Source organism: Ammonicoccus luteus (assembly GCF_050880385.1).
Classification (GTDB): domain Bacteria; phylum Actinomycetota; class Actinomycetes; order Propionibacteriales; family Propionibacteriaceae; genus Enemella.
On record NZ_JBNZCI010000004.1, the window covers coordinates 260916 to 273381 of the forward strand.

Annotated in this window: 13 protein-coding genes; 4 read left to right on the plus strand and 9 right to left on the minus strand. The window is 70.0% G+C overall.

Annotation, left to right across the window (positions count from 1 at the left end; translation table 11 throughout):
* The first annotated feature begins 28 nt into the window (after window positions 1-28).
* The 3 genes from ACQ260_RS11260 (at window position 29) to ACQ260_RS11270 (ending at window position 2813) form a co-directional block, all read left to right on the plus strand.
* Complete coding sequence (locus tag ACQ260_RS11260) at window positions 29-1078, plus strand: alpha/beta hydrolase (RefSeq protein ID WP_432559524.1); 1050 nt, start codon at window positions 29-31, stop codon at window positions 1076-1078.
* Window positions 1075-1485: a DUF309 domain-containing protein gene (locus ACQ260_RS11265; protein ID WP_432559525.1), complete on the plus strand. Its 411-nt coding sequence runs from the start codon at window positions 1075-1077 to the stop codon at window positions 1483-1485. Before ACQ260_RS11260 ends, ACQ260_RS11265 begins: the two co-directional genes overlap by 4 nt.
* 62 nt (window positions 1486-1547) lie before the next feature.
* Window positions 1548-2813: a hypothetical protein gene (locus ACQ260_RS11270; protein ID WP_432559526.1), complete on the plus strand. Its 1266-nt coding sequence runs from the start codon at window positions 1548-1550 to the stop codon at window positions 2811-2813.
* A gap of 4 nt (window positions 2814-2817) precedes the next feature.
* On the opposite strand, the gene ACQ260_RS11275 is transcribed toward ACQ260_RS11270, so the two are convergent.
* Window positions 2818-3279 (minus strand): heme-binding beta-barrel domain-containing protein, encoded by a 462-nt coding sequence (locus ACQ260_RS11275; RefSeq protein WP_432559527.1) that lies wholly within the window; start codon window positions 3277-3279, stop codon window positions 2818-2820.
* Window positions 3280-3297: 18 nt separating this feature from the next.
* The gene (locus ACQ260_RS11280; RefSeq protein ID WP_432559528.1) at window positions 3298-3999 is read right to left on the minus strand and encodes a MerR family transcriptional regulator; all 702 of its coding nucleotides are present in this window, start codon (window positions 3997-3999) and stop codon (window positions 3298-3300) included.
* 71 nt (window positions 4000-4070) lie between these two features.
* Between ACQ260_RS11280 and ACQ260_RS11285 the strand changes: the two genes are divergently transcribed.
* Window positions 4071-4577, plus strand: coding sequence for a DUF1707 domain-containing protein (locus tag ACQ260_RS11285; RefSeq protein WP_432559529.1), 507 nt, complete (start codon window positions 4071-4073; stop codon window positions 4575-4577).
* Here the strand turns inward: ACQ260_RS11285 and ACQ260_RS11290 are convergent.
* The 7 genes from ACQ260_RS11290 to ACQ260_RS11320 all read right to left on the minus strand — a co-directional run bounded on the left by ACQ260_RS11290 (window position 4558) and on the right by ACQ260_RS11320 (window position 12423).
* Complete coding sequence (locus tag ACQ260_RS11290; RefSeq protein ID WP_432559530.1) at window positions 4558-5502, minus strand: EamA family transporter; 945 nt, start codon at window positions 5500-5502, stop codon at window positions 4558-4560. The two genes, ACQ260_RS11285 and ACQ260_RS11290, sit on opposite strands and share 20 nt — an antisense overlap.
* 92 nt (window positions 5503-5594) lie before the next feature.
* Window positions 5595-5999 (minus strand): hypothetical protein, encoded by a 405-nt coding sequence (locus ACQ260_RS11295; RefSeq protein WP_432559531.1) that lies wholly within the window; start codon window positions 5997-5999, stop codon window positions 5595-5597.
* 81 nt (window positions 6000-6080) lie between these two features.
* Window positions 6081-7325, minus strand: coding sequence for a glucose-1-phosphate adenylyltransferase family protein (locus ACQ260_RS11300; RefSeq protein WP_432559532.1), 1245 nt, complete (start codon window positions 7323-7325; stop codon window positions 6081-6083).
* Window positions 7326-7384: 59 nt separating this feature from the next.
* A complete protein-coding gene (locus ACQ260_RS11305) occupies window positions 7385-9034 on the minus strand; it encodes a dipeptide ABC transporter ATP-binding protein (protein ID WP_432559533.1) in 1650 nt (549 codons plus the stop codon).
* Window positions 9031-9897 (minus strand): ABC transporter permease, encoded by an 867-nt coding sequence (locus tag ACQ260_RS11310; protein ID WP_432559534.1) that lies wholly within the window; start codon window positions 9895-9897, stop codon window positions 9031-9033. Before ACQ260_RS11310 ends, ACQ260_RS11305 begins: the two co-directional genes overlap by 4 nt.
* A 7-nt stretch (window positions 9898-9904) precedes the next feature.
* Window positions 9905-10873 carry an ABC transporter permease gene (locus ACQ260_RS11315; protein ID WP_432559535.1) on the minus strand — a complete coding sequence of 323 codons (969 nt, stop codon included), beginning with the start codon at window positions 10871-10873 and terminating at the stop codon, window positions 9905-9907.
* Window positions 10873-12423, minus strand: coding sequence for an ABC transporter substrate-binding protein (locus tag ACQ260_RS11320; protein ID WP_432559536.1), 1551 nt, complete (start codon window positions 12421-12423; stop codon window positions 10873-10875). The genes ACQ260_RS11315 and ACQ260_RS11320 overlap by 1 nt, the downstream gene beginning before the upstream one ends.
* Window positions 12424-12466: the final 43 nt, after the last annotated feature.

Consider the following 12466-nt stretch of genomic DNA (forward strand, 5'->3'; position numbering starts at 1 on the left):
CGCGATAGCGACCCCACAGGAGGAGCCCATGACCGAGTTCACCCGCAGCATCGTCTCCACCCCGCGCCTGGACATGAATGTCTGGACGTCGGGCCCGGAGGACGGCCTGCCCCTGCTGCTGGTGCACGGCAACCTGTCGTCGGGCGGGTTCTGGAAATATCTGGCTGCCGAACTGCCGGCGGACGTCCGTGTCATCGCGCCGGACATGCGGGCGTTCGGGCGCACGGAGGCCAAGACCGTGGACGCCACGCGTGGGCTCGGTGACATGAGCGACGACGTGCATGGTCTGCTCGAGGTTCTCGGGCTCGGTGGCCGGCCGGTCAACTCCGTCGGCTGGTCGATGGGGGCGGGCGTGCTCATGCAGCAGTTGCTCGAGAACCCCGGTGACCTGGCGTCGATGATTTTCATCGCGCCCCTGTCGCCGTTCGGGTTCGGCGGGACGACCGACGCCAAGGGCACGATGGCCTATTCGGACGGTGCGGGCACTGGTGCCGGTGGCGCGAACCCCGAGTTCGTCCGGCGGCTGCTGATCAAGGACGACACCGAGATGGTGCCGCTGACGAGCCCGCGGGTGATGCTCCGGACCTATTTCGGGCCCGAACGCAACGCGAAGAACGTCGATGAGGACTTCCTCGTGGAGGAACTCCTGCGGGTCAAGATCAGCGACCAGCTCTATCCGGGCAACAGCGTGCCGTCGATGAACTGGCCGCTGATCGCGCCCGGCGACAAGGGCGTGAACAACGCGATGTCGCCGAAATACTTCGACACCTCCGCCATCGTCGATCTCCCCACCAAACCGCCCGTGACCTGGATCTTCGGCAGCGACGACCAGATCTCGTCCAACCGGTCGATGTTCGACTTCGGCACCCTCGGGATGTTGGGGGCCGTGCCCGGCTGGCCCGGCCCCATGGTCTTCCCGCCGCAGCCGATGGAGGATCAGATGCGGTTCGTGCTGAAGGAGTACGCACAGCGCGGCGGTCAGGTCCGCGAAGTGCCCCTCGAGGGGGTCGGCCACGGCATTCCGCTGGCCGTGCCGGGGCGCCTGGCCGAGGAGGTCGTGGCGTCCCTCGTCCGATGAGCGATCGCGGCAGGGATGCCGACGGCCGCGCCCGGCAGCAACGGCCCCGGGACGCGCTGGGACGGCCCCTGCCGTTCGGGGCCCGGGGCGTCGAGCCGGTGCCGGAGGAGGCACTGCCGCCGCGCGAAGCCCTGGCGCTGGCGCGGTCGTTGCTGGATGCCGGGCGGGCGTTCGGGGCCCACGAGGTGCTGGAGGCGCGTTGGAAGGCCGGCCCGGCCGAGGAGCGCGACTTCTGGCAGGGATTGGCGCAACTGTGCGTCGCGCTCACCCATCACGCGCGCGGCAACGCGGTGGGTGCCGAGCGACTGTTGGAGCGCGGGAGCGAGCGATTGCGCGGCTATCGCGGCGAAACCCACGGGTGGGATGTGGCGGATTTCGTGGCCGAGGTGCGCGCCGTCGTTCGCTGATCGCCCAGCGAGTCGCAGAAGCAAGGGCGCGACACGCACCACCGGAGCGGGCACACTGAAGCATGGAGCGCAACAGCGACGGCAGGATCCGGCCACCCGGAGAGCGGTCTCTCCGCGCCGCCCTGGCCGGGGCCGGAGAGCCCGTCCCCTTTCGCAGTCCGGCTCGAGATGTCGCCGAGCAGCGCGACCGAGTGGACGATCTGCTGAGTCGCGGGGACCTGCCGGGTGCCGAACAGGCAGTGGAGCAGTGGCTGGTGCTCGCAGTTTTCCATCCGGACCCGAACGTCTGGACGGAGGCGGCACGGGCGCGAGCCGGCCTGCTCGCCCTGCACGGCGACCTGCCCTCCGCTCTTCTGTGGGCGGGCAGAGATCGGACCGCTCGGGCCGCGATCGAGCGGCTGTTCGGGCGCACGGTCGGAAACGCCCAGCAGTCCGATTCCCGCGCGGGTGACCGCGCCCACAGAGCCGTCGCCATCCGCGACCGCGCCGCGGCGCTGGAGCTGCGGCGTCAGCTCGGTCAGCGGCCGGCCGACCGGTGTCTCCTCACCGAGCGCGGTTTCGGCTGCGACCTCAGCGTCCCGACTCACCTGGCCCGGCTCGCGCTCGTCACCGGTGACGCCGACGCGGCGGTCGCCCATGCGCGGCACGCCGTCGAGCTCGCCCGGAGCATGGGGTCGCGGCCGCAACTCGCCTGGGCGGCGATGGCACTGTCGTTGGGGCTGCGGGGCCTGGGCGAGTACGCAGAGTCCGCGGCCGCCCGGGATATCGCCCTGGGTGCGGGTGACGCGGTCGGTGTGTTGCTGCCTCCGGACCTGCCCGTGACGAACGGCCCGCGCGCCGAGCTGGTGCGCGTCGGCTCGGCGTGGCGGGTGGAGTCGCCCCTGGGTGGGGGCGAGGTGCCGGCCTTGGTGGGCGTGCGCCAACTGGCCACCCTGCTCACCGCCCGACGGCCGGTGTCGGCGTACGAACTTGCGGGCAGCCAACCCGTGGCACCGCCCAGGCGGGGCATCCCCGGTCAGGAGTCCCGTCGGCTGTTCCGTGCGTGGCAGAGCGAATCCGTGGGGTCCTCGGGGATGGCTTCCGCGTGGGTCCGTTTGGTCGACAGTGCTCGCGGCGCGGCGGGGCTCGACGACCAAGATCCCCCCGGTGCGGTCCTCGTGCCGCAGTCGGTGGGGCACAACCTGCGCCGGGCGATGGAGGCGATCCACTCGGTCGCCCCGTCTTTGGCCGACCACCTGAGCGGCAGCGTGCAGACCCGGGCGTGGTGCCTCTATCGACCAGCCCCGGGCACCGAGCTCGCCTGGACGGTCCTCGGGCTCGCCTCCTGAGGCGTCATGAGACGCGCTGCAGCGTGGCCTTCAGGTGCAGGGTGAGGGGCTCGCCGACGGCGGCCATCTCCATGCCATAGGTCAGCGTGTCCCCGTCCACCTCGAACCGCCGCACGATCCGATCGACCTGCTTGGCGCTCTCGGTGTTGCCGACGGTCGCGTCCGTGGCAACGACCAGGCCGTCGCTGACATCGACGGAGCCGGTGCCGCACTCGGCCTGTCCGGTCGGGATGGCGGCCACGATTTCCACGACCCCCGGTGCCGGGCACCGGATATAACCCACCTCGGTGTGCCGAGGCTCGCCGCCGATCCAGGTCCGCTCCACGAACCGGAGGAACGGTTTGCCGTTCTCCGAGAACTCCCACTCGTCGACGTAGTCGAATGATTCGATCGTCGGATACGTCCCATGTCCTTCGCCCCGCCACGTCCCCAGGAGGGGCGCCAGATGGGCCACCGCATCATGCATGATCACCAGGCTAGGAGATCAGGCGCGGGCAGGGGGCAGGCGCCGGGGATCCGGGTCCGCCGGGAGTCCTTGCCAGCGCCGGCCGCTGTGATGCTGGTGGGCGAGCATGCGGAGGGCATTGAGGTACGCCCCACCCAGGACGGTCCCGACCACCGCCGACGCGACCGTCCCGGCCAGATCGGGTTGGTCCGCGATCGACGCGACATCGGCGCGGGCGACCGCATCCGCCTGTTCCGGATAGCCGGGCCAGTCGTGCAGGAGGTCCGCGCCGATCGTTCGACGGGCGGAGATGAAAAGCGCCCGCACCTGGTGGGCGGCCGCGCTGTCCGGCCACGCCGTCCATCCCATGCGGTCGACCAGCTCCTGATAGCGCAGCTCCGCCCACGCGGCCTCCTCAGGATCGGACTCGACGTCGGCGGCGGCTCCGACCATGGCGTGTTGTGCGGTGGCGAGTGCGGCCAGCGGCCCTTCGTCCATCGCGTCCAGCACGGCCCTGGTCTGCGCCACCGACAGGCCGCCCACGTCGATCAGAGCCCGCACGAGCCGAAGTCGGCGTACATGGTCCGGTGAATAGTCGGCCTGATTCGGGCTCGTCCGCTCGCCTGGGGGAAGCAGGCCCTCGCGCAGATAGAACTTGATCGTGGCGACGGGCAGTCCCGACGCCCTGCTCAATTCCGCCATGCGCATCCGGGCACCTCTTCGTTGGATCTTCTTGTCCACGGTGATGGATAAGCGTACTATCCATAAATGGAGAGTGGAGCTATCCATTGAGTGTCAAGAGGGAGGCCGTGATGAACGAGCAACTCCGCATCGGTGACCGCGAGCGCGACGCGACCACCGCGGCGCTCGCGGAGCACTATGCCGCCGGCCGGCTGACCCGGGAGGAGTTCGACCACCGGGCCGGGGTCGTGGTGCGGGCACGCACGGGTCTCGACCTGGGGGAGGTGCTGGCTGATCTGCCGCCGCTGGAACGTCGGGATCCGGAGTTCACCGGGGGGCCCTGGGCCCTGACTCCGGCCGGTGAGCGAGCCTCGGCCGGCTCCTCGACAGCGGTCGCCCGCAAGGCACGGCTGCTGTGGCGCACGGCCGGGCTGGCGCCGTGGGCTATGTTCGCCGTGGTCTTCGTGGTGATCTGGTTCCTGACCGGGGCCGGCTATTTCTGGCCGGTGTGGCCGATCATGGGCTGGGGCATCGGCGTCGCGGCCACAGGAGTGCTGGCCCACGTCCTTCCCGAGATCTATCTCGAACGACAGCGGGGAAGGGGCCGGCGCCTCGCCGCTACTGCGTGCGGCGAATGATCACGATCCCGGCGATCACCACGGCCGCCCCGACCCATTGGATCGGGGCCAGCGCCTGACCCAGGACGAGCGCCGCGGTGGCGGTCGCGACCAGCACCTCGACGAGTGCCAAGAACGCAGCCAGTCGGGGGCCGAGGCGGCGTACCGCCAGAATCCCCGTCGCATAAGCGAGCGCCCCGCTGATCCCGCCCAGCGCCAAGGCCGCGCCCCACCAGGGCACGGTCAGCCCGCCATAGTCGAGCGGCGTGGTGGTGACGGTCCAGGGCAGCACGCCGACGCCGCTCAGCACGAGCAGCCCCAGGGACCCGAGAGCGAGACCACCGGCGGCGAGCACCGGAGGAGGGACGGGCTCGCTCACTTGCTTGATCTCGCCGTTGGGATCGGCGCGGGGAGCGTCGGCGAGCACGAAATAGGCCGCCAGCCCCACCGCCGCGGCCAGACCCCAGCCGATGCCCCGGAGGTCGAGTTGGTCGAGCCGATCGAGTTGCAGCACGAGCACCATGCCGGTGAGGGCCACGACCGCGCCCGCCCAGGCCTGCCAGGCGACGGCCTGCTGCCGGCGGAGGCGCAACCAGACCAGGACGAGGATCAGCCCGAGATATTCGAGGAGGAGCGCGACGGTGACGGGGATGGTGCGGACTGCCTGGAAGTACGCAAACTGCACGCCCGCGACCGCCAGCGCACCATAGATCGCGACGGTGAGCAGCATGCGATGGCACTGTCGCCAACGGCCCCGGAGGCTGCTGAGGGCCCATGGTGCCAAGGCGATCGCACCGATCGAGAGCCGCACCGTGACCGCGGCGGCGGGGGACCAGCCCGCGCCGAGCATCGGGGTGACGATCGTCCCGGACAGGCCGAAGGCGCAGGCGGAGAGCAGGGCGAACACAACCCCGCCGGAGCGGGCAGGTGCGGAAGCGGATGGCACAAGCCCGAGCGTGGCGCTTCGCCGGGGCGGGGGCAAATCGGTGCGGTCACACTCGCGGCACGCGTAATCAGCGCCCTGACCGAAACCGTTGCTCAGTCGGTCTGCGCGGCCTGCTCGCCCGGCTCGGCCTGTTCGGCGTTCTCGTCCGGTGCCCAGCAGAGATCGAGCATGTCTACGATGTGCGGCAGGGCCTTGCAGAGTTGCGAGCGGGTCCAGATCTCGGTGTTGTCCGGTGCGTGATCGCCGTCGGTGTCGAAGCTGATCTCGTAGCCGTCGTCCAGCCGGCGGACCCAGACCTCGGCACGGCCGTCACCGTCGATGTCGAGCAGCGCCATGTCGAAGCGGCGATCCGGCTCACCGTCCAGATCGACCAAGCCGACCGTGCGGCCCTCGGTGAAGTCGACCAGCAGGGAATCGATCCGGTCCTCAGGTGGCAGCTCCGAGGCATAGGGATCCTCGTCCGGGGTGTCCGGCTGGATGGAATCCTGGTCGGTCATGCGCGCTCCTGCCCTCGGCCTTTGAGGTGAGGCTACCCTCTCCCTCCCGGCCGCAACAGGCACGGCGGTGCCGTCGGCACGTCAGGCGGACGTCCCGGGCTCCAACCGCGCACCGGACGCGAGGGAGGTCCCGGCGCCGATCACGCTGTCCCGACCGACCAGCACGATGGCGTGCGGTCCGAGCGGGCCCGCGGAATGCAGCGACCCGACGCGAGCCCCGCGACCGATCACGGTGCCCGCGTCGATCACGGAACTCCCCAGGCGCGCTCCGGCGCGCACGGTCACGTCCTCCAGCAGGACGCAGTCCTCGACGACGGCGCCCGACTCGACGACCACGCGCGGGCCGAGCACACTGTCGCGGACCGTCCCCCGAACGACCGACTGCGGCCCGATCATCGACCGCTGGACGCGGGCGTCCTCGCCGATCAGCGCAGGGGGGCCAGGTTCGATCCGGCTGAGGACCGGTCGCCCGGACTCGGAGAACACGTCCACGCGACCACGCAGCAGATCGCGGTGCGCCTGCAGATATGCCTCCGGTCTCCCCACGTCCTTCCAATAGCCGCTCAGCGGCACCGCATGGGTTCGGCCGCGGTCGATCATCCGGGGAAGCAGGTGGTCCCCGAAGTCCCCGAGGCAGGTGTCCGCATCGTCCTCGCAGACGTCGACCTCACGCCGCAGCTGCTCCAGTTCCGTCACCAGGACCCGGGCGTCATAACACGTGACCTCCGTGGCGACCTGATTGCAGGCCGGCTGGTCCGGTTTGGCCGCCAACGACGTCACGCGGCCGTCGGGCCCGGCCTCGACGACGATGTTGTGCCGGGCCTCCTGCGGACCAACCTCGGCGGTGAGGACCGTGCATTCCGCCGACCGCTCCCGATGCGCGGCGAGCAGGGCGTGCAGGTCGGGGGCCATCACGCTGTCGCAGCTCATCACCACAACCACCTCCGGTGCCAACTCGCAGATCGCGTCGCGCAGGCGATAGAGCCCGTCGGCATTGCCCCGGGCGAAGCCATCCTGGTCGGCCGATCCGGAGCCCTGCTCCGGCACCATCAGGCGCAGTCCGCCGTGGGTGCGGTCCAGGTCCCACGGGCGACCACCGGCCAAATATTTCGCGAGCGAACCCGCCTGGTATTGCACCGACACCCACACGTCATCAATCGCCGCATGGGCCACCGCCGACAGCGCGAAATCCACGAGCCGGAACGTGGCGCCGAACGGCAGGGCGGGTTTCGCGCGCTCGCGGGTCAGCACGTCGAGGCGGCTGCCCGCGCCACCGGCCTGCAGGATCGCGAGCACCCGCTCTCGGCTGTGCGCGGGAGGAGTCATGGGCTCACGGTACGCCGCGGCTCCCGCTCCCCGCGCGTCCACGTCTGCGTTCGGCGGCCTCACCATTCGGGGCGGACGGACTTGGGCTCGGCCGGCGGGACGGCGGCCAGGAGTTCGGTCGTGTACGCCGACGCCGGCGCCGCGAACAGCTCCGCACCCGCCCGGTATTCCTGGGTCCGCCCGTCGCGCAGCACCAGCACGTCATGGCACATCTGCTGCACCACCGCGAGGTCATGGGCGATGAACAGATAGGTCAGCCCGAGATCACGCTGCAGCTCCGCGAGCAGGTCCAGGACCCTCGCCTGGATGGACACATCGAGCGCCGAGGTGGACTCGTCCAGGATCAGCACGGCCGGATCGAGTGCCAGCGCCCGTGCGATGGAGACGCGCTGCCGTTGGCCGCCGGAGAGCTGGTGGGGGTGCCGCTCGGCGTACTCATCCCCAAGCCCAACCAGGTCGAGCAGCTCGCTGACGCGTCGGCGACGCCCGGCCGGGCCGTTGGCGAGTCCGTGCACCCGCAGGGGCTCGGCGATGATCTCGCTCACGCGGCTGCGCGGGTCCAGGGACGCGAACGGGTCCTGGAACACCATCGCCACGCGGCGCCGGGTCGTCCGCCGTTGCGACCACGGGACCCGGAGGAGATCCGCGTCGCGGTGCGTCCCCGCGTCGGCGTGCAGGGTCGCGGCCCCGGCCGACGGCTTGACCAGGCCGGTCAGCGCGTTGGCGATCGTCGACTTGCCGGAGCCGGACTGACCGACGAGCCCCAGCGTCTGTCCGCGGCGGACCGTGAACGACACGTCGTCCACCGCGGTGATCGTCCGCCCGCGCGGGGCGCGGAACGTGACCGAGAGGCCCTCGACCGTCAGCACTGGCGCACCGTCCCCGGCCGGTGCGGGCCGTTTCTTGCCGAGAGCCGGCCGGGCGCTGAGAAGTTCGCGGGTGTACGCCGACTCCGGCTCCGCATAGAGCTGCGCCGCGGGTGCCTGCTCCACGACCCGGCCCTCCCGCAGCACCGTGACATCGTCGGCGACGCGGCCGATCACGCCGAGGTCATGGCTGATCCACACCACAGCGGTGCCGGTGCGGTGCTGCAGGTCCTGGACGAGTTCGACCACCTGCTTCTGCGTGGTGACGTCGAGGGCGGTCGTCGGCTCGTCGGCGATGAGCAGTTGTGGGTCGCAGGCCAGCGCGATCGCGATCATCACGCGTTGGCGTTGGCCGCCGGAGAGTTGATGGGGATATGCCCGCAGTTTCGACGGCGGGTCCGGGAGCCCCACGGCCTCGATCAGCTCACGGGCGCGGTCGACGGCCGCGCGCCGTGTCAGCGAGCTGTGCGCCTCGAGGCTCTCGGTGATCTGGCGTTCCACCGTCAGCAGCGGGTTGAGAGAGGTCGATGGATCCTGGAAGACGAAACCGACCTGCGAACCGTGGACCCGACGCAGCCGCCCCGGACCGGCGCCGACGAGCTCGGCACCACCGAGGATGCTGGAACCCTGCACCCGCGCACCGGGCGCGTCGAGGAGACCCGTCGCCGCCAGCACGGTCATGGACTTCCCCGAACCGGACTCGCCGACCAGCCCGAGGGTCTTGCCGGGCTCGACGGTGAAGGAGACGTCCTGCACGATGTGGCGTCGGCCGATCCGGACGTTCAGGTTGCGCACGCTCAGGGCCGCGGTGGTCGTGGCTCCATCGGCCCGAGTCGCGCTCATCGGCGGATCCTCGTTTCCATCAGGCTGCGCTGGCGGGGATCGATGATGTCGCGGAGGCCGTCGCCGAGGAGGTTGAAGCCCAGGACGGTGACGAAGATGGCGGCGCCCGGGAAGACGCTCATCCACCACGACTGGAACAAATAGGCCTGGGCGTCGAAGATCATCCGGCCCCATGACGGTTGCGGCGGCTGGATGCCGAGGCCCAGGAACGACAGCGTCGCTTCGGACAGGATCGCGAACGCCAGGGACACCGAGGTCTGGACGACGATCGGGCCGGAGATGTTGGGCAGGATCCGGCGCAACAGGATGAACCCGTGGCCGGTGCCCATCGTCCGGGACACCTGCACGAACGGCTCGACGCCGACCGACAGGGTGCTGGCCCGGGAGACGCGGGCGAAAATGGGGGTATAGACGACGCCGACCGCCACGGTCGTCGTCCACAGCCCGGGGCCGAGGATGGCGATGATCGCCAGCGCGAGCAGGACCACCGGGAACGCGAACAACACGTCCACCAAGCGCATCAGGACCGTGTCGACCAGGCCGCCGACATAGCCCGCGACGACCCCGATCGTTACGCCCACCGTGAGGGAGAACGCGACCGAGAGGAGGGCTACCTGCATCGAGACGCGCGTGCCCGCGAGGACGCGGGAAAAGATGTCGCGGCCGATCTCGTCGGTGCCGAACCAGTGCTGGGCCGAGGGCGGCTGCAGGGCGCGGGAGACATCGGTGGCGTTGACCCCATAGGGTGCGAGCGCCGGTCCCGCGAGGGCCGCGATCAACACCAGGAGCAGGACGATCACGGCGGCGACCGTGACGGGATTGTGGGCCAGGATCCGCCACCAGGGCAGTCTGCGTTCGCTCATGGCAACCTCACCCGACCCGGATGCGGGGATCGACGAGAGCGCTGAGCAGGTCGACCAGGAAGTTGATCAGCAGGAACAAGCCGGCGATGAACAGGATCGCGCCCTGGATGACCGGATAGTCGCGCCCGTTCACCGCGTCCAGCACCAGCCGGCCGAGTCCCGGCCAGGCGAAGACCGCCTCCACCACGATCAGCCCCGACATGATCGTGGCCATCTGGATGCCGGTGATCGTGAGGATCGGCAGGGTGGCGTTGCGCAGGACGTGGCGGCGCAGCACGACCGGTGCCGCCAGACCCTTGCTGCGGGCGGTCCGGACGTGGCCCGTCGACACCACATCGAGCACGGCCGCCCGGACATAGCGGGTGAGGATCGCCGCCGCGACCAGGGCAGCGGTGGCCGCCGGGAGGATGACGCTGCGTACCCAACCCAACGGGTCATCGGCCAGCGAAACGTAACCCGACGACGGCAGGAGCCCGAGGTTCGCCGAGAACACCAGGATCAGCAGGACGCCCAGCCAGAAGTCCGGGATCGAGACGCCGAACTGACTGGTCACGCGCACGATCGCATCCGTCACCCGACCCTCGCGCATGGCCGCCCACGTGCCGGCGGGGATGGCGATCAGCAGGGCCACGACGACCGCGGTGATGCCGAGCGACAACGAGGCCGGCAGTCGGTCGAGCAACATGACGGTCACGGGCTGGCCACTGCGGAAGCTCACCCCCAGGTCGCCGGTGAGCGCGTTGCCGATATAGGAGAAGAACCGTTCCACCGGGGGCCGGTCGAGTCCCGATGCGGCCCGGAGGGCGTTGTAGGCCTCTTCGGTGTAACGGGTGCCGAGGGCAATCCGCACCGGATCCCCGGGCACCAGCTGGAGCATGAGGAACACCACGACCATGACACCGAGCAGCACGATCAGCGAATAGCCGATGCGCCGCAGCGTGAAGGCCGCCAGAGGGTGGCGGAGGAACGCCGGCATCAGGCCTGCAGGCCTGCCTTGCGGAACCGGATCGCGGCGTCCGTCCGGGTTTCATAGCCGGTGACGTCGTTGCGCCAGGCCTGCAGGACCGCGGGGTTGTAGAGATAGATGTAGCTGCACTCGTCCGCGATGATCTTCGCCGCATCGCCATAGATCTGCTTGCGCCGATCCTGGTCGGTCTCGGCTGCGCCCTCGTCGAGAAGTTGGTCGACGCGGGGGTTGGCGTACCCCTGATGATTGTTCGACCCGCCCGAGTGGTGCTGGTTGTAGTAGAAGTCGTTCGGGTCGATGTTGCCGAGCCAGCCCAGCATGAGCATGTCCCACTCGCCGGCGGACTGCCGATCGAGCCAGGTAGCGAAGTCGACGGTCTCGATGCGCAGCTCGAATCCGAGCGGCCGCAGGACGTCGGCGAGGATCTGGCCGACGGTGACGGTCTCCGGATATTCACTGGTGGCCAGGAACCGGACGGGCCCGCCTGGACCGTCCCCGAGCAGTTCCCGTGCCCGGTCGAGGTCGGTGCGGAAGGGGTTGTGCTCGACGTACCAGGTGCTCTCGCGGGGGATCGCGAGCTGGTTCTCCGCGGCGGTCCCGAAGCTGACGGCCTGGACGATCGCGGCGCGGTCGATGGCGTACGCCACCGCCTGCCGCGCCTCCACCCGGCCCCACGGCTCGCTCTGCTGGTTCATCGTGATGTACCAGTAGTCCGACGAGGGCACGTTGCCGACCGTCACGTTGTCGTTGGCCTCCAGCGGCTGGAGCTGCTGTGGCTCGAACGAGTCGGTCCAGTGGATCTCGCCGTTGGTGAGGGCGGTCTGGGCGGTGTTGCCCTCGCTGATGAAGCGGAACGTGACGCCGCCCAGGTCGGGTGCGCCGCCCCAGAAATCGGGGTTGGCCTCGAGCGTGATGTTCTGGCCCGCTGCATAGTTGCCGACCTTGAACGGACCGGTCCCGATCGGTTGGCGGGTGATGTCACCGCTGTCGACGTTGGCCTTCTGGACGATCGCCATGCCCTTGTAGCCCCCGAGGGCGGCCAGCAGGTTCGCGGCCGGCTGGGACACCGTGATCACGACCGTCGTCGGGTCCGGGGCCTCGATCGTCTCCACCGCGGCGAGGCGATAGGCATTGCCGAGTTCCTCGTCGATGATGCGGCGCAACGTATAGACGACGTCCTCGCTCGTGAACTCCGAACCGTCATGCCATCGCACGCCGTCACGGAGCTTGAAGGTCCACGTGAGCTGGTCGTCGCTGGTTTCCCAGGATTCGGCGAGAGCCGGCTGCATTTCCAGGTTGTCGTCGGGTTCGACGAGGGTGTCGAAGACGTTCTCGAGGACCTGGAACGAGAAGTACGCCGTCGTCTTGTGCGGGTCGAGTTGATCCGGTTCGCCCGCGATCGCGGCGGTCAGGACGGCTCCGCCGGCGCCACCGCCGCCTTCGCCGCCGCCGTCCAGGTCAACCCCCTCGCCGGTGGTGCAGGCGGCGGTGCCGAGGGTGAAACCTGCCGCACCCAGGGCGGCGACGGATTGGAGCAACGTGCGGCGGGACAACATCATCGGGTCCTGTCCATGGGGATCGCGGTCCGTTCACCCTAAGCGG

Excerpts from the sequence above, each read along its gene's own strand:
- ACQ260_RS11260 (WP_432559524.1), top strand. The coding sequence starts at position 29 with ATGACCGAGTTCACCCGCAGCATCGTCTCCACCCCGCGCCTGGACATG.
- ACQ260_RS11295 (WP_432559531.1), bottom strand. The coding sequence starts at position 5,999 with ATGACCGACCAGGATTCCATCCAGCCGGACACCCCGGACGAGGATCCC.
- ACQ260_RS11320 (WP_432559536.1), bottom strand. The coding sequence starts at position 12,423 with ATGATGTTGTCCCGCCGCACGTTGCTCCAATCCGTCGCCGCCCTGGGT.
- ACQ260_RS11305 (WP_432559533.1), bottom strand. The coding sequence starts at position 9,034 with ATGAGCGCGACTCGGGCCGATGGAGCCACGACCACCGCGGCCCTGAGC.
- ACQ260_RS11265 (WP_432559525.1), top strand. The coding sequence starts at position 1,075 with ATGAGCGATCGCGGCAGGGATGCCGACGGCCGCGCCCGGCAGCAACGG.
- ACQ260_RS11310 (WP_432559534.1), bottom strand. The coding sequence starts at position 9,897 with ATGAGCGAACGCAGACTGCCCTGGTGGCGGATCCTGGCCCACAATCCC.
- ACQ260_RS11285 (WP_432559529.1), top strand. The coding sequence starts at position 4,071 with ATGAACGAGCAACTCCGCATCGGTGACCGCGAGCGCGACGCGACCACC.
- ACQ260_RS11315 (WP_432559535.1), bottom strand. The coding sequence starts at position 10,873 with ATGCCGGCGTTCCTCCGCCACCCTCTGGCGGCCTTCACGCTGCGGCGC.
- ACQ260_RS11300 (WP_432559532.1), bottom strand. The coding sequence starts at position 7,325 with ATGACTCCTCCCGCGCACAGCCGAGAGCGGGTGCTCGCGATCCTGCAG.
- ACQ260_RS11270 (WP_432559526.1), top strand. The coding sequence starts at position 1,548 with ATGGAGCGCAACAGCGACGGCAGGATCCGGCCACCCGGAGAGCGGTCT.
- ACQ260_RS11275 (WP_432559527.1), bottom strand. The coding sequence starts at position 3,279 with ATGCATGATGCGGTGGCCCATCTGGCGCCCCTCCTGGGGACGTGGCGG.